General features: G+C 74.4%; 13 protein-coding genes. 8 read left to right on the top strand and 5 right to left on the bottom strand.

Going from position 1 to position 14,893, the window contains the following annotated elements; genetic code table 11:
• The 3 genes from GA0070622_RS24995 to GA0070622_RS25005 all read left to right on the top strand — a co-directional run bounded on the left by GA0070622_RS24995 (window position 1) and on the right by GA0070622_RS25005 (window position 2,599).
• Window positions 1-924, top strand: coding sequence for a cytochrome c biogenesis CcdA family protein (locus tag GA0070622_RS24995; RefSeq protein ID WP_091579432.1), 924 nt, complete (start codon window positions 1-3; stop codon window positions 922-924).
• 9 nt (window positions 925-933) lie between these two features.
• Window positions 934-1,380, top strand: coding sequence for a GNAT family N-acetyltransferase (locus GA0070622_RS25000; protein ID WP_091579436.1), 447 nt, complete (start codon window positions 934-936; stop codon window positions 1,378-1,380).
• A gap of 112 nt (window positions 1,381-1,492) precedes the next feature.
• Window positions 1,493-2,599 carry a lytic polysaccharide monooxygenase auxiliary activity family 9 protein gene (locus tag GA0070622_RS25005; RefSeq protein ID WP_091579439.1) on the top strand — a complete coding sequence of 369 codons (1,107 nt, stop codon included), beginning with the start codon at window positions 1,493-1,495 and terminating at the stop codon, window positions 2,597-2,599.
• Window positions 2,600-2,692: 93 nt separating this feature from the next.
• Here the strand turns inward: GA0070622_RS25005 and hemQ are convergent, their stop codons facing one another.
• From hemQ to hemE, 3 genes are read right to left on the bottom strand one after another with little or no spacing between them, the layout of a single operon-like run.
• Window positions 2,693-3,394, bottom strand: coding sequence for a hydrogen peroxide-dependent heme synthase (gene hemQ / locus GA0070622_RS25010; protein WP_091579442.1), 702 nt, complete (start codon window positions 3,392-3,394; stop codon window positions 2,693-2,695).
• Window positions 3,391-4,797 (bottom strand): protoporphyrinogen oxidase, encoded by a 1,407-nt coding sequence (gene hemG, locus GA0070622_RS25015; RefSeq protein WP_091579447.1) that lies wholly within the window; start codon window positions 4,795-4,797, stop codon window positions 3,391-3,393. Before hemG ends, hemQ begins: the two co-directional genes overlap by 4 nt.
• An 8-nt stretch (window positions 4,798-4,805) precedes the next feature.
• The gene (gene hemE / locus GA0070622_RS25020; protein ID WP_176558834.1) at window positions 4,806-5,897 is read right to left on the bottom strand and encodes a uroporphyrinogen decarboxylase; all 1,092 of its coding nucleotides are present in this window, start codon (window positions 5,895-5,897) and stop codon (window positions 4,806-4,808) included.
• A 173-nt stretch (window positions 5,898-6,070) separates the two neighbouring features.
• Here hemE and GA0070622_RS25025 point away from each other — a divergent pair, with 173 nt between their 5' ends.
• Entirely contained in the window at window positions 6,071-6,637 is a 567-nt protein-coding gene (locus GA0070622_RS25025; RefSeq protein ID WP_091579455.1) for a DUF3000 domain-containing protein, read from the top strand.
• Window positions 6,638-6,715: 78 nt separating this feature from the next.
• Here the strand turns inward: GA0070622_RS25025 and GA0070622_RS25030 are convergent, their stop codons facing one another.
• Entirely contained in the window at window positions 6,716-7,546 is an 831-nt protein-coding gene (locus GA0070622_RS25030; protein WP_091579459.1) for a hypothetical protein, read from the bottom strand.
• Window positions 7,547-7,598: 52 nt separating this feature from the next.
• Window positions 7,599-8,972, bottom strand: coding sequence for a S1C family serine protease (locus GA0070622_RS25035; RefSeq protein ID WP_091579462.1), 1,374 nt, complete (start codon window positions 8,970-8,972; stop codon window positions 7,599-7,601).
• A gap of 234 nt (window positions 8,973-9,206) precedes the next feature.
• Between GA0070622_RS25035 and GA0070622_RS25040 the strand changes: the two genes are divergently transcribed.
• The 4 genes from GA0070622_RS25040 to GA0070622_RS25055 all read left to right on the top strand — a co-directional run bounded on the left by GA0070622_RS25040 (window position 9,207) and on the right by GA0070622_RS25055 (window position 14,883).
• Window positions 9,207-10,529: a ribonuclease D gene (locus GA0070622_RS25040; protein WP_091579467.1), complete on the top strand. Its 1,323-nt coding sequence runs from the start codon at window positions 9,207-9,209 to the stop codon at window positions 10,527-10,529.
• A 118-nt stretch (window positions 10,530-10,647) separates the two neighbouring features.
• Window positions 10,648-11,844, top strand: coding sequence for a thiolase family protein (locus tag GA0070622_RS25045; RefSeq protein WP_091579470.1), 1,197 nt, complete (start codon window positions 10,648-10,650; stop codon window positions 11,842-11,844).
• Complete coding sequence (locus tag GA0070622_RS25050; RefSeq protein ID WP_091579474.1) at window positions 11,841-13,904, top strand: 3-hydroxyacyl-CoA dehydrogenase NAD-binding domain-containing protein; 2,064 nt, start codon at window positions 11,841-11,843, stop codon at window positions 13,902-13,904. The genes GA0070622_RS25045 and GA0070622_RS25050 overlap by 4 nt, the downstream gene beginning before the upstream one ends.
• 184 nt (window positions 13,905-14,088) lie before the next feature.
• Entirely contained in the window at window positions 14,089-14,883 is a 795-nt protein-coding gene (locus tag GA0070622_RS25055; RefSeq protein ID WP_091579477.1) for a hypothetical protein, read from the top strand.
• The last annotated feature ends 10 nt before the right edge of the window (window positions 14,884-14,893 follow it).

Genomic DNA, 14,893 nt, shown 5'->3' on the forward strand with positions numbered 1-14,893 from the left:
ATGCCCGACGCCCCGTACGGCCTGGCCCTGGCCGCCGGCCTGCTCGCCGCGGTGAACCCGTGCGGCTTCGCGCTGCTGCCCGCGTACCTGTCGGTGCTGGTGTCGGGCGAGGGCCCGGCGGCCGCCCGGGGGCCGCTCGCGCCGGTGGGCCGGGCGCTGGCCCTGACCGCCGCGATGACCGTCGGCTTCGTCGCGGTCTTCGGCACGTTCGGCCTGCTCGCCGGCCCGGCCGCGGACGCGGTGGCGCGTCGCCTGCCCTGGGTGTCGGTGCTGATCGGGGTGGCGCTGGTGGCGGCCGGCGTCTGGCTGGTCACGGGCCGGCAACTGCCGGCGTTCACCCCGCGCCCGGCGGCCGGTCCCGCGGTACGGGCCCGGTTCGGCCCGATGGCCCTCTTCGGCGCGGCGTACGCGGTCGCGTCGCTCGGGTGCACGATCGGCCCGTTCCTGGCCGTGGTGGTCGCCGGCTTCCGGGCCGGCAGTCCGCTCGCCGGCATGGGCCTCTTCGTGGCGTACGCCCTGGGCATGGGGTTGGCGGTCGGCGCCGCCGCGCTCGCCGTGGCGCTGGCCCGGGAGTCGCTGGTCCGGCGCACCCGCCGCGCGGCGCCGCTGCTCGGCCGGCTCGCCGGCGTGCTGCTCGTGCTCACCGGCGGCTACGTGGCCTGGTACGGCTGGTACGAGGTGCGCCTGTTCGCCGGCGGCGGCGCGGACGACCCGGTGATCGCCGTGGCCGGCCGGGTGCAGGGTTGGGTGAGCGACGGGTTGGCCCGCCTCGGACCGTGGGGGGTGGCCACCGTGGTCGCCGCCCTGGTGGCGGTGGGCGTGGTCGGCACGGTGGCCCGCCGCGTCGGCGCCGCGCGCTCCGCCGGGGTCGCCGCGCCGGCGCGGCCCGACGTCGAGTCCACCGCCGAGGTGGACGCGTCCTAACATCGCGGGATGCCGCCGTCCGTCGACTCACACGTCGCGGCGTTCACCGAACTGGACGCCCGCACCTTCCACGACCTGCTCCGGCTGCGCATCGACGTGTTCGTGGTCGAGCAGTCCTGCCCGTACCCGGAACTCGACGGCCGGGACGTCGAGCCCGGCACCCGCCACCTCTGGCTGACCCGCGACGGCGCCGTGCTGGCGTACCTGCGGATCCTGGCCGACCCCGACGGCGTGGCCCGGATCGGGCGGGTGGTGGTGGCGCCGGCCGCCCGCGGCGCGGGCCTGGCCGGCGCGCTGATGACCGAGGCGCTGGCCGAGGTGGGCGAGCGGCCGTGCGTGCTGGAGGCGCAGACGCACCTGGTGGCGTTCTACGCCGGGCACGGCTTCGCGGTCGACGGCCCCGGCTACGTGGAGGACGGCATCCCGCACACCCCGATGCGCCGGAATCCCAACTAATTGACGCCTGTCGCTTTCTGTGGCAGCGTGCGGACGGAGCCGCCACGCGGGAGAGGGCAACTCCCGACAGTCCGGGCGTCGTGCACCGACATCCCCACCCCGGAGGCTTCACATGTCCACTCCGTACCGCCGTCGCGTCCCGCTCGCGGCGGCGATCCTCGGCGTCTGCGCGGTCGTCGCGGCGCTGCTCACCACCGCGTTCTCCGGCCCGGCCTCGGCGCACGGGTCGGTGGTCGACCCGGCGTCGCGCAACTACGGCTGCTGGCAGCGCTGGGGCGGCGACTTCCAGAACCCGGCGATGGCCACCCAGGACCCGATGTGCTGGCAGGCCTGGCAGGCCGACCCGAGCGCCATGTGGAACTGGAACGGCCTGTTCCGCGAGGGCGTCGCCGGCAACCACCAGGGCGCCATCCCGGACGGCCAGCTGTGCAGCGGCGGGCGCACCTCCGCCGGCCGCTACAACGCGCTCGACACGGTCGGCGCCTGGAAGACCACGTCCATCTCCAACAACTTCCGGATCAAGCTGTTCGACCAGGCCAGCCACGGCGCCGACTACATCCGGGTGTACGTGACCAAGCAGGGCTTCAACGCGTTGACCACGCCGCTGCGCTGGAGCGACCTGGAGCAGGTCGGCCAGATCGGCAACACCCCGGCCAGCCAGTGGACGCCCGAGACCTCGGGCGTGTCCATCCAGGTGCCGGCGAACGCGCCGGGCCGCACCGGCCGGCACATCGTCTACACCATCTGGCAGGCCAGCCACCTGGACCAGTCCTACTACCTCTGCAGTGACGTGGACTTCGGCGGGGCCGGCCCGTCGCCGACCACCACGCCGACCGCATCGCCCACCGCATCGCCGACCACCTCGCCGACGGGCGGCCCGACCACGCCGCCGAGCACGCCGAACCCGGCCGGGGGCTGCACCGCGACCTACCAGATCACCGGTCAGTGGGGCGGCGGCTTCCAGGCCGAGGTGAAGGTGACCAACGGCGGCGGGTCGCCGATCCGCGGCTGGTCGGTGAGCTGGAACTACCAGAACGGGCAGCAGGTCAGCTCGGCGTGGAACGCCACGGTGACCACGAGCGGGACCCTGGTCACGGCCCGCAACGTGTCCTACAACGGTGCGCTGGCGCCGGGGGCGAGCACCTCGTTCGGCTTCACCGGCACCACGACCGGCACCAACCCGGTGCCGGGCATCCTCTCCTGCACCACGGCCGCCTGACCACCCCGCAGTAAGGAAGGGCCCCCTCTTAACACGTCGGTGTTAAGAGGGGGCCCTTCCTCTACCGGAGGCGTTAAAAGGGGGCCCTTCCTTTCACACCAGGCAGGTGACGATGTCGGCGACCGGGCGGCGCCGGCCGGTGTAGAAGGGAATCTCCTCCCGCACGTGCCGGCGGGCCCCCGAGGCCCGCAGGTCGCGCATCAGGTCCACGATCCGGTGCAGCTCGTCGGCCTCGAACGCGAGCATCCACTCGTAGTCGCCGAGCGCGAACGACGCGACCGTGTTGGCCCGCACGTCCGGGTAGCCCCGGGCCATCTTGCCGTGCTCGGCCAGCAGCTCGCGCCGCTCGGCGTCGGGCAGCAGGTACCACTCGTAGGAGCGGACGAACGGGTAGACGCACAGGTAGGCGCGGGGCTCCTCGTCGGCCAGGAACGCCGGGATGTGGCTCTTGTTGAACTCGGCGGGCCGGTGCAGCGCCATCTGCGACCAGACCGGGGTGAGCGCCCGCCCCAGCGTGGTGCGACGGAACCGCAGGTACGCGTCCTGGAGCGCGTCGCTGGACGACGAATGCCACCAGATCATCAGGTCCGCGTCGGCGCGCAGGCCGGCGACGTCGTAGGTGCCCCGGATCGTCACGTCCTTGCCGGCCAGCTCCGCGAAGAGCGACTCGACCTCGTCGACGACGTTCTCCCGCAACGAGGGCAGCGGGCTGGTGGCCCGGTACACCGACCACATGGTGTAGCGGATGGTCTCGTTGAGCTCCCGCAGCCGCGCCGCGTTGGTCTGCTCGGTCATGCTGCCGATCCTCCCAGTGCCGTGATGATCTCTTCGGCCGCCGTCTCGCCGGAGCGGACGCAGACCGGGATGCCGACGCCGTCGTAACCGGCGCCGGCCACTGCCAACGTCGGGTGGGCGCCGCGCAGCGCCGTCCGGACCGCCGCCACCCGGTCGGCGTGCCCGGGGGTGTACTGCGGCAGCGCCCCGCCCCACCGCTGCACGTGCCGGGCCACCGGGGTGGGCAGCGGCGCGCCCAGCACCGCCGACAGCTCCCGGTGCACGGTCGCGGCCAGGTCGTCGTCGGTGAGCTGGAGCGACGTCTCGTCGCCGTAGCGGCCCACCGAGGCGCGCACCAGCGCCAGCCCGTCCGGCCGGCGCAGGTGCCCCCACTTGGTGGTGAAGAACGTGGACGCCTTGATCAGCAGGCCCTCGGCGGCCGGCACCAGGAAGCCGGACAGCTCCGGCAGGTCCGGGCCGGGCAGCGCGAGGGTGACCAGGGCGACGCTGGCGTAGTCCAACGCGCCGACGGTGTCCGCCTCCGCCGGCGCCGCGCCGGCGAGCAGCCGGGCGGCCGGTCGGGCCGGCACCGCGAGCAGCACCGCGTCGGCGTCCACCTGTTCGGCGTCGCGGGTCGGCCCGACGGTGAGTTGCCAGCCGGTCGGGGTGCGGCGCAGCTCGCGTACCGCCGCGTCCCGGCGGATCGTCGCCCCGCTCGCCCGCGCCGCGGCCTCGACCAGCGTGCTCAGCCCGCCGGCGAGGGTGCCGAAGACGGGAGCGCCGGGGGCGCGTGGCGCGGCGGCCTGCGCCGCGCGTACCGCACCGACGAGCGTGTGCTCGGCGCGGGCCGCGCGGGCCAGCGCCGGCATGGTGGTGACCAGGGAGAGGTCGTCGGCCCGGCCGGCGTAGACGCCGCCGAGCATCGGGTCGACCAGCCGGTCCACCACCGCGTCGCCGAGCCGCTGGCGGACCAGCGCCCCGACCGCGACGTCCTCGTCCGGCGCCAGCAGCGGGCAGCCCGCGTCGCGGTCGGCGTCCGCCGGCCGCGCCACCGCCGCCACCTTCTCCAGATCCCCGGGTACGCCGACCAGCGTGCCGCCCGGCACCGGGCGCAGCCCGCCGTCGACCAGCAGGGCGGCCTGCCCGACGGTCGGGTGCACGATCGAGGCGTCCAGCCCGAGCCGGCGGGCCAGGGTGACCGCCGCCGACTCGCCGCCGGCCGGGTCCCGCATCAGGAACGACTCGGCCCCGAACTCGACCGGACCACCGGCCAGCTCACCGGTGCGCAGCTTGCCGCCGAGCCGACCGGACTGCTCGTACACGGTGATCTCGGTGCCGGCGGGCGCGCGGTCGCGCAACCGGACGGCGGCGGCCAACCCGGTGATCCCGCCACCGACGATCGCCACCCGCCACGGTCGCGCCACGACTCCTCCTAGCGGGCCGGTCGCGCGGACAGCTCGTGCACCAGCGCGACCACCCGGGTCAGCACGTCGGGGTCGGTCTCCGGCAGGACGCCGTGGCCGAGGTTGAACACGTGGCCGGGGGCGGCCCGGCCCTGCTCGACGATGCGCCGCACCTCGGCCTCCACCACCGGCCACGGGGCGAGCAGCACGGTCGGGTCGAGGTTGCCCTGCACCGCCTTGTCCGACCCGATCCGGCGGGTGGCCACGTCCAGCGGGGTACGCCAGTCCACGCCGACCACGTCGGCGCCGGCCTCGCCCATGGCGCCGAGCAGCTCGCCGGTGCCCACCCCGAAGTGGATCCGGGGCACGCCGGCGTCGGCGAGCCCGCCCAGCACGTACGTCGAGTGCGGCAGCACGAAGCGGCGGTAGTCGGCCTCGGACAGCGCGCCGGCCCAGGAGTCGAAGAGCTGCACCGCGGAGACGCCGGCGTCGATCTGGACCCGCAGGAACGACAGCGTCACCTCGGCCAGCCGGGCGCAGAGCGCGTGCCACAGCTCCGGGTCGCCGTACATCAGCGCCTTGGTCTTCGCGTGGGTCCGCGACGGCCCGCCCTCGACCAGGTAGCTGGCCAGCGTGAACGGCGCCCCGGCGAAGCCGATCAACGGGGTGTCGCCCAGCTCGACGACGAGTTGCCGGACCGCCTCGTCCACGTAGGACACCTCGTCGCGGCCGATCGGGGAGATCCGTTCGACGTCGGCGGCGGTCCGCACCGGCTCGGCCACCACCGGCCCGGTTCCGGGCACGATGTCCAGGTCGATCCCGGCCGCCGCCACCGGCACCACGATGTCGCTGAACAGGATCGCCGCGTCCACCCCGTGCCGGCGGACCGGCTGGAGCGTGATCTCGGTGACCAGTTCGGGCCGGCGGCACGACTCCAGCATCGGCACGCTGGCCCGGATCTCCCGGTACTCCGGCAACGACCGGCCGGCCTGGCGCATGAACCAGACCGGGGTGTGCGGGCCCGGCTCGCGCCGGCAGGCGCGCACGAAGGGCGAGTCGGCCGGCCCGCCGCGGCGGGGTTCTCCGTCTCGGGCGGCAGTGCCCGTGGTGTCGGTGGTCATCGCGGCAATCGTGCCACGCGCCCCGTCGGCGCCCACGCTCACCGTCCGCATTTGTGACGTAGAAGGAAGGGCCCCCGCTTAACGCCTGCGGTAGAGGAAGGGCCCCTTCTTAACCGTCGATCACCCGGCGCGCCGTCACGCGCGGCACGGCGGGGGCGGCATAGGCTGCCCGCATGGCCCCCCCGATCGCGCTCCCGGAAACGTTCGCTCGCGCGGTCGCGGGGCTGCGGTCGGCGACACCCCGCCCGGAGATCGTGCTGGAGGAGGTCGGCGCCCCGCAGCGCCTGGCCCCGTACGCGTTCGCGCTCTCCGCCGCGGTGCTGCGCGACGACGACGAGGTGGCCACCGGCCGGCTGATCCTGCTGCACGACCCGGCCGGGCATGAGGCCTGGCAGGGCACGCTGCGGCTGGTCACCTACGTCACCGCCGAGTTGGAGGTCGACCTGGCCAGCGACCCGCTGCTGCCGAGCGTGGGCTGGACCTGGCTGACCGACGCGCTGGACGCGCAGGGCGCCGGCCACCGGGCGATCGGCGGCACGGTCACGCAGACGCTCTCCACCCGGTTCGGCGAGCTGGCCGGGCCGCCCGCCGCCGGCGACATCGAGATCCGCGCCTCCTGGACGCCGCTGCGCGCCGACCTGGCCCCGCACCTGCTCGGCTGGTGCACCCTGCTGGCCTCCACCGCCGGCCTGCCGCCGCCCGGCGTCACGGCGCTGCCCCGCCGCGCCGGCGCCGCCTGACCCGTCGACCGCGGGGTCGACGGCGGTCCCGGAGATCCGGAACGCCGCCCACCTCGTGGTCGACCGGGTGAAGCGCTGTCAGAGGTAGTTCTCGGCCTCGTCGCAGACCTTGTCGAGGCCCTTGTTGGCCGCCTCGAAGCCGGCCTTGTCGCCGCGGGACGCCGCCGTGATCGCGGTGGTCAGCTTGTCCAGGCAGTTGGCGATGACCTTCTTCTGCCGGGCCTGCTCGTCCCGGTCGTTCTTGGTGCCGGTGAGGTCCTGCTCGGTGTCGGCGAGGCGCTCCTGCACCGTCTTCAGCTCACCCTTGAGCTTCTCGATCTCCTGCGAGTTGGCCGCGATCGTGCCGTCGCGCTGGCTGACCTGCCGCTCGGCCTTGTCCAGCTTGCCGTTGGTGGTGACGTAGAGGCCGGTCATCACGCCGCCGAGGACCAGAAGCAGGCCGGCGACGATCCCCAGGATCAGCGCCGTCCGTCCCCGGCCCCCGCCGGCCGGCGCGCCCGCCGGCGGACCGAACCCGGTCGGGGCGTACGGCGGCACGGCGCCGGGCGGCCCGGACATCGGCTGCGGCCCGTACCCGGGTCCGGAGACCGGCGGGGCCGACATCGGCGGGTAGCCCGGGCCGGAGACCGGCGGCGCGGACATCGGCTGCGGCCCGTATCCGGGGCCCGAGACCGGCGGCGCCGACATCGGCTGGCCGGGGGCCGGGACCGGGGCGGCGCCCGGCGCGTACCGGCCCGGCGCGACCTCCGGCGCGTACTGGCCCGGCACGGGCGGCTGGGGTCGGGTCGGGTCGGGCTGGGCCGGCCCGTACGACGGGGGCGTGGCCTGGCCCCCGTACGGGTTGCCGTAGACCGTGCCGCCCGGCGGCGGGGGCGGGTTGTCCCCCGCTCCGATCGGTGGCTGGGACATGTCGTTCCTCCAGATGTGCTGAGCCCCCCGTGGGGCGACCCGGACCGATCGGTCAGCAGAGCTTGAACCGGTCGCAGGCGGTCTTGATCGGCACCGCCAGACCGATGCCCTCGGCGTCGCGGGCCTTGGCCGTGGCGATGCCCACGACCTCCTTGGAGCCGTTGATCACCGGACCGCCGGAGTTGCCGGGGTTGATCGGCGCGTCGAACTGGATCACCGGACCGGAGCCGCCCTCGTCCTTGCGGAACGCGCTCACCACGCCGGTGGTGACGCTGTCCTGCAGACCGAGCGGCGCGCCGACCACGACGATCTGCTGGCCGGACTTGACCGGCGTCCGCGCCGCGACCAGACCGCTGAACTTCGCGGTGGTCCGCAGCTGCGCCAGGTCCTTCTCCTTGTCCGTGGCGACGATGGTCGCCTCGAACCGCTGGTCGGTGCGCTCCAGGAACACCTTGCGCTCGCCGGCGGTGAAGACGGCCTCCACCACGTGGAAGTTGGTGAGCAGCGTGGTGCCGCCGCCGGCCGGCGCCTTGCCGACCGCGAACGCGGTGCCGGTGAACTGCCCGGCCCGGACCCGGAACACGCTGGGCAGCACAGCGCTCGCCACCGCCTCCGGGTTGAAGGCGGCGCCGGCCTGCTTCTCCAGGCTTCCGGCGCGCTGCTCCAGCCCGTCCAGCCGGCGGGCGTCGGCCCCCTGCGCCTCGGCCGTCCGCCGGTCGGCGGCGGCGAGCCGGTCGTCGAGCCGGTGGATCTGGTACGCCTGCACGCCGGTGACCACGGCCAGCACGCCGGCCAGGACCAGCGCCACCACCGGCAGCCGGCCGCGCCGGCCGGACCGGTCCGGGTGCGCGACGGGCGGCACGCCGAACCCGCCGGGCGCCTGACCCGGGTACGCCGCGTACCCCGGCCCCGACGCCGGCTGCCCCGGATACGCCGGCCCGGAGGCGGGCTGGCCCGGATACGCCGGGCCCGAGGTCGGCTGCGCCGGATACGCCGAACCCGACCCCGACTGCCCCGGATACACCGGGCCCGACGTCGGCTGCCCCGGGTAGGAGGCGCCGGCGGTCGGGTGGGGCGAGGCCGGGGTCGGTTGGACCGGCACGACGGAGGCCGCCGCGCGGGCCGACGGGTGGGCCGGACCCATCAGGTCGGGCCGGCCGGGATACGTCCCGCCGGCGGGCCGGTGACCGGCGTCGTGTCCGGGCTGGCCCGCCGGGTCCGGGTAGGTGGCGCCGGACGCCGGCCGGTATCCGGCGGCCGCGTCCCGGGCCGGATCGGGACCGGCGGGCGCGGGATGCGGGGCCGGAGGTCCGGGGAACGGGGCCGCCGCGCCGGGCGGGGCCATCCGCGGGGGCAGCGGCCCCGGCCGGTCGGCCGTGCCGTCACCGTCCCACCCCGGCTCGCCGGTTCCGTACCCGCCTGCCATGATCGTCCGTCCTCCCCGTCGGCTCCGCCGACGACCCCCGACCGCCCGTCCGGCGGCCATGCGCCGCTCACGGCCCGATGGACCGTACCGGCGGGAACGGGGTTTGTCTCCCCCGTTGTCCGACCCTCTCACGTGCGCGCAAGGCGGCCCGTTCCGGACACCTGACGGACATCCCGCCGACACGCGCCCGACCGGCTGCGCACACCGGATCGTCCGGCCCACTAGGGTTGTCAGGTGACCGACGAACCACCCCTGCGCCGTCGGGCCGCCGAAAGCCGTACGGGAGAGGTGTCCCCACATCCGTCGTCGGCCGTGCCGGAGCCGGCGGACGCGGGGACCGAGACCGACACGGGCGCAGCCGTCCCGCTGACCGCCCCGCGTGAGGGCACGCCCGCCCCGGTGGCCACCCCGGCCGAGCTCGACGAGGTCGTGGCCCGCTTCGCGGCGGGCACCGGCCCGGTGGCCCTGGACGCCGAGCGCGCCTCCGGATACCGCTACAGCCAGCGGGCCTACCTGGTGCAGTTGCGCCGCGAGGGGGCCGGCACCGCGCTGGTCGACCCGCTGCCGCTGCCCGACCTGTCCGCGCTCGACGCGGCCATCGCCGAGGCCGAGTGGGTGTTGCACGCGGCCAGCCAGGACCTCGCCTGCCTGGCCGAGGTGGGGCTGCGCCCGCGCCGGTTGTTCGACACGGAACTGGCCGCCCGGCTGGCCGGGTTCGAGCGGGTCGGCCTGGCCGCGCTGACCGAACAGCTGCTCGGTTTCAGCCTGGAGAAGCACCACTCCGCCGCGGACTGGTCCAGCCGGCCGCTGCCGGAGTCCTGGTTGACGTACGCGGCGTTGGACGTGGAGCTGCTGGTCGACCTGCGCGACGCGCTCGACGCGGAACTGGACCGACAGGGCAAGTCCGGCTGGGCGGCGGAGGAGTTCGCCGCGCTGGTGCGGGGCGGCGCCCGCCCGGCCCGGGTCCGCGCCGAACCGTGGCGCCGCACGTCGGGCATCCACCGGGTCCGCGGCGCCCGCGCCCAGGCGCGGGTGCGGTCCCTCTGGTACGCCCGGGACCAGATCGCCGCCCGGCGGGACGCCGCCCCGGGCCGGGTGCTCCCCGACTCGGCCATCGTGGCCGCCGCCGAACTGGACCCGAAGGACGAGAAGACGCTGCTGACGCTCCCCGGCTTCGGCGGGCGGTCGGTGCGCCGGCTGGCGCGTACCTGGTTGGCGGCGTTGGACGACGCACGCCAGCTGCCGGACGACGCGTTGCCGGTGAGCCCGGCGGTCGAGGGCCCGCCCCCGCCCCACCGGTGGGCGGAGCGCGACCCGGTCGCGGCGGGCCGGTTGGCCCGCTGCCGGGAGGTGGTGGTCGGCACCGCGTCGGCGCATCGGCTGCCGGCGGAGAACCTGGTCGCGCCCGACTCGATCCGCCGGTTGGCGTGGCAGCCGCCGGAGGAGATCACCGACGCGACCGTGGCGGAGACGCTGCGGACGTTCGGCGCCCGGGAGTGGCAGCTCGGCCTGCTTCTGCCCGCGCTGACCGAGGCGCTGCGCGTCCCGTCGTCCTGACGTTCACCCCCCGTGCGGCCCGGCCGGGTGTGGGACGGGCCACACGGGGGGTGGTGACGCGCTTGGTTACTGGCGAGTAGCATCCGGGGAAATGCCAGTGCCGGTCAGGAGGCTCCAAGTGCCCCGTGAAGTTCGGGATGTCGTCTTCGTCGACGGCGTCCGTACCCCGTTCGGCAAGGCGGGTGGGATGTACACCAACACCCGCGCCGACGACCTGGTGATCCGATGCATCCGTGAGCTGATGCGCCGCAACCCGCAGCTGCCGCCGGAGAAGGTCGAGGAGGTGGCCATCGCCGCCACCACCCAGATCGGCGACCAGGGCCTGACCATCGGCCGCACCGCCGCCCTGCTGTCCGGCCTGCCCAAGACCGTGCCCGGCTTCGCCATCGACCGCATGTGTGCCGGCGCGATGACCGCCGTCACCACGGTGGCCGGCGGCATCGCCATGGGCGCCTACGACGTGGCCATCGCCGGCGGCGTCGAGCACATGGGCCGCCACCCGATGGGCGAGGGCGTCGACCCGAACCCGCGGATCGTCGCGGAGAAGCTGGTCGACCCGTCCGCCCTGGTGATGGGCTCCACCGCGGAGAACCTGCACGACCGGGTCCCGCACATCACCAAGGAGCGCACCGACGCGTTCGCGCTCGCCTCCCAGCAGAAGACCGCCAAGGCGTACGCCAACGGCAAGCTCCAGGGCGACCTGGTGCCGGTGGCCGTGCGCGACGCCGAGGGCGGCTGGGGCCTGGCCACCGTGGACGAGGCGCCCCGGGACACCTCGCTGGAGAAGCTGGCCGGCCTGAAGACCCCGTTCCGGCCGCACGGCAAGGTCACCGCGGGCAACGCGGCCGGCCTGAACGACGGCGCCACCGCCGCGCTGCTGGTCGCCGAGGAGACCGCCCGCGAGCTGGGCCTGCCGATCGGCATGCGGCTGGTGTCGTACGGCTTCGTCGGCGTGGAGCCGGAGGTGATGGGCGTCGGCCCGATCCCGTCGACCGAGAAGGCGCTGCGCATCGCCGGCCTGAGCATCGACGACATCGGCCTGTTCGAGCTGAACGAGGCGTTCGCGGTGCAGGTGCTCGCGTTCCTCGACCACTTCGGCATCGCCGACGACGACCCACGGGTCAACCCGTGGGGCGGCGCGATCGCCATCGGTCACCCGCTCGCGTCCTCCGGCGTCCGGCTGATGACCCAGCTCGCCCGCCAGTTCGCCGAGCACCCCGAGGTCCGCTACGGCCTCACCGCCATGTGCATCGGCATCGGCATGGGCGGCACCGTGATCTGGGAGAACCCGAACTGGGAGGGTGGAGACAAGTGAGCCTCGCCGCACCGAACGAGGTCGTCACCAAGGCGCTGCTGCGCGCGGTGAACGTACCGGGACTGGACCGGCCCGCCGCCCTGATCACCCTGGACAACGGGTTCGACCACACCAAGCCGAACAGCTTCGGCCCGGGCGGCCTGACCAGCCTGGACGAGGCGATCACCGCCGCGCTCGCGGCGGAGCCGTCGTTCATCGCGGTCACCGGCAAGCCGTACATCTTCTGTGTCGGCGCGGACATCACCAGCCTCCCCCAGCTGGCGGACCGCGAGCAGGCGCTGGAGGTCGGCCGGCTCGGCCACCGGGTCTTCGCCCGGCTCAAGGACAGCGCCGTGCCCACCTTCGCGTTCGTCAACGGCGCGGCGATGGGCGGTGGCCTGGAGCTGGCGCTGCACTGCCACTACCGGACGCTGTCCGCGGGCGCGGCGGCGCTGGCGCTGCCCGAGGTCTCGCTCGGCCTGGTGCCCGGCTGGGGCGGCACCCAGCTGCTGCCGAACCTGATCGGCATCCCGGCCGCCACGCAGGTGATCCTGCAGAACCCGCTGATGCAGAACAAGATGCTCAAGCCGAAGCAGGCGGCCGAGATGGGCATCGCGGACGTGCTGCTGGAGCCGGCCGACTTCCTGGAGCGGTCCCTGGAGTGGGCCGCCGGCGTGGTCCGGGGCGAGGTCACCGTCACCCGGCCCGAGGTCGACAAGGACATGTGGGCGGGCGTGCTCTACTTCGCCCGGCAGACCCTCGACCAGCGGCTGCACGGCGCGGTCCCGGCCGCGTACAAGGCGCTGGACCTGCTGGAGACCGCGAAGGACGCCGACTTCGCCACCGGCACCGCCGCCGAGGACGAGGCCCTCGCGGACCTGGTCTTCTCCGAGGAGCTGCGCAGCGGCCTGTACGCCTTCGACCTGGTGCAGCGGCGGGCCAAGCGCCCGGCCGGCGCGCCGGACAAGGGCCTGGCCCGGCCGGTCACCAAGGTGGGCATCGTCGGCGCCGGCCTGATGGCCAGCCAGCTCGCGCTGCTGTTCGCCCGGCGGCTCCAGGTGCCGGTCGTGCTGACCGACCTGGACCAGTCCCGGGTGGACAAGGGTGTCGGCTACGTGCACAGCCAGATCGAGAAGGCCGCGAGCAAGGGCCGGATGGACAAGGGCACGGCCGCCAAGCTCTACGGCCTGGTCAGCGGCTCGGTCGACAAGTCGGTGTTCGCCGACGCCGACTTCGTCATCGAGGCCGTGTTCGAGGACCTGGGCGTCAAGAAGCAGGTCTGGGCCGAGCTGGAGAAGATCGTCAAGCCGGAGGCGGTGCTCGCCACCAACACCAGCTCGCTGTCGATCACGGAGATGGCCGCCGAGCTGGAGCACCCGGAGCGGGTCGTCGGCTTCCACTTCTTCAACCCGGTCGCGGTGCTGCCGCTGCTGGAGATCGTCCGCGGCGAGCGGACCGACGACGCCACCCTCGCGACCGCGTTCGCGGTCGGCAAGCAGCTGAAGAAGTCCAGCGTGCTGGTCAAGGACGCCCCGGCGTTCGTGGTCAACCGGCTGCTGACCCGCTTCCTCGGCACCGTCTTCGCCGCCGTCGACGCCGGCACCCCGCTGGACGTGGCCAACAGCGCGCTGGACCCGTTGGGTCTGCCGATGCGTCCGCTGGCGCTGCTCCAGCTGGTCGGCCCGGCCGTGGCCTACCACGTGGGCGGCACGCTGCACGCGGCGTTCCCGGACCGGTTCGGTGTCAGCGAGAACCTCAAGCGGATCGCCGACTCGGGCCAGCCGATCGTGGTCGACGACCAGATCAACGACGAGGTGGCGAAGCTGCTGGTGGTCGGCGACCAGCCGCTCACCGCCGAGCAGGTCCGGCAGAACGCGCTCGACGCGCTGGCGCAGGAGATCCGGCTCATGCTCGACGAGGGCGTCGTCGCCGAGGCGCAGGACATCGACCTGTGCATGATCCTCGGCGCCGGCTGGCCGTTCCACCTGGGCGGCGTCACGCCGTACCTGGACCGGACCGGCACCTCCGAGCGGGTGACCGGCAAGCGGTTCCTGCCGCGCGGCGCGGCCAGCCTGCGCTGACCGACCGGGACATCGATCGCGGTGGTCGGTCCGCCCCTCGGGGCGGCTCCGGCCACCGCGATCGGCGTTGCGGGCCCGGTCACGGCTGGGTCCCGGTTTTGTCACACCGGCCTTGGGCGGACAGCGGCACGTCGGTGGTCATGGCTACCATCACGCGTCCAGAATCTTCACAGGAGCTGCCTTCATGTCCCAGCCGCCGTCCAATCCCTACCCCGGCAACTACCCCCCTTCCCCGCAGCAGCCCGGCGGCTACCAGCCGCAGCAGCAGCAGCAGCAGTACGGCGGCGGCTACCCGCCTGCTCCGCAGCAGCAGCCGCAGTACGGCGGTGACTACCCGCAGGTCCCGCAGCAGCCGCAGTACGGCGGCGACCAGCTCGGCGCCCCGGTGCCGCCGAAGAAGAAGTCCGGGGTCGGCAAGATCCTGCTGATCGTCCTCGCCGTCGTCCTGGTGCTCTGCGTCGGCGGTGGCGTCGCCTTCTGGCTCGCCGCGGGTGACGACGTCAAGGACGTCGTCACCGCCACCAAGACCCGGGTCGTCGAGCCGACGACGCTGGGCGGCCGGCCGAAGGTGAGCCAGCCCGAGCTGCAGAGCGCCGCGCTGCAGATGAAGTCCGAGTTCAGCAAGGACGTGCCGAACGCGACCAGCACGGCCGGCGCGTTCTACGGCGACCCGGCCAAGAAGGACCTGGTCATGATCGCCGGCGTCTCCGGCGTCATCGCCGACCCGAAGAAGGAGATGGCGGACGCCATCACGGCGATCACCCCCGAGCTGGGCGCCAAGGAGTTCAAGACGGTCGACGCCGGCCCGCTGGGCGGCGACGCCAAGTGCGGCGACGGCAAGACCGAGGGCATCCCGGTCGGCGTCTGCATCTGGGTCGACAAGGGCAGCCTGGGCATGGTGGTGATCTACTTCAAGTCCGCCGCCGAACTCCAGTCGGAGTTCGTCTCGCTGCGCGGCGAGATCGAGAAGCAGGACTGACACCGCTCGC

Origin of the sequence: Micromonospora sediminicola, from assembly GCF_900089585.1 — a bacterium.
GTDB classification, from domain to species: Bacteria; Actinomycetota; Actinomycetes; order Mycobacteriales; family Micromonosporaceae; genus Micromonospora; species Micromonospora sediminicola.

Coding starts and splice junctions, on each gene's coding strand:
- GA0070622_RS25035 (WP_091579462.1), bottom strand. CDS start 8,972: ATGGCAGGCGGGTACGGAACCGGCGAGCCGGGGTGGGACGGTGACGGC.
- GA0070622_RS25055 (WP_091579477.1), top strand. CDS start 14,089: ATGTCCCAGCCGCCGTCCAATCCCTACCCCGGCAACTACCCCCCTTCC.
- GA0070622_RS25025 (WP_091579455.1), top strand. CDS start 6,071: ATGGCCCCCCCGATCGCGCTCCCGGAAACGTTCGCTCGCGCGGTCGCG.
- hemQ (WP_091579442.1), bottom strand. CDS start 3,394: ATGACCGAGCAGACCAACGCGGCGCGGCTGCGGGAGCTCAACGAGACC.
- GA0070622_RS24995 (WP_091579432.1), top strand. CDS start 1: ATGCCCGACGCCCCGTACGGCCTGGCCCTGGCCGCCGGCCTGCTCGCC.
- hemE (WP_176558834.1), bottom strand. CDS start 5,897: ATGACCACCGACACCACGGGCACTGCCGCCCGAGACGGAGAACCCCGC.
- GA0070622_RS25030 (WP_091579459.1), bottom strand. CDS start 7,546: ATGTCCCAGCCACCGATCGGAGCGGGGGACAACCCGCCCCCGCCGCCG.
- GA0070622_RS25005 (WP_091579439.1), top strand. CDS start 1,493: ATGTCCACTCCGTACCGCCGTCGCGTCCCGCTCGCGGCGGCGATCCTC.
- GA0070622_RS25000 (WP_091579436.1), top strand. CDS start 934: ATGCCGCCGTCCGTCGACTCACACGTCGCGGCGTTCACCGAACTGGAC.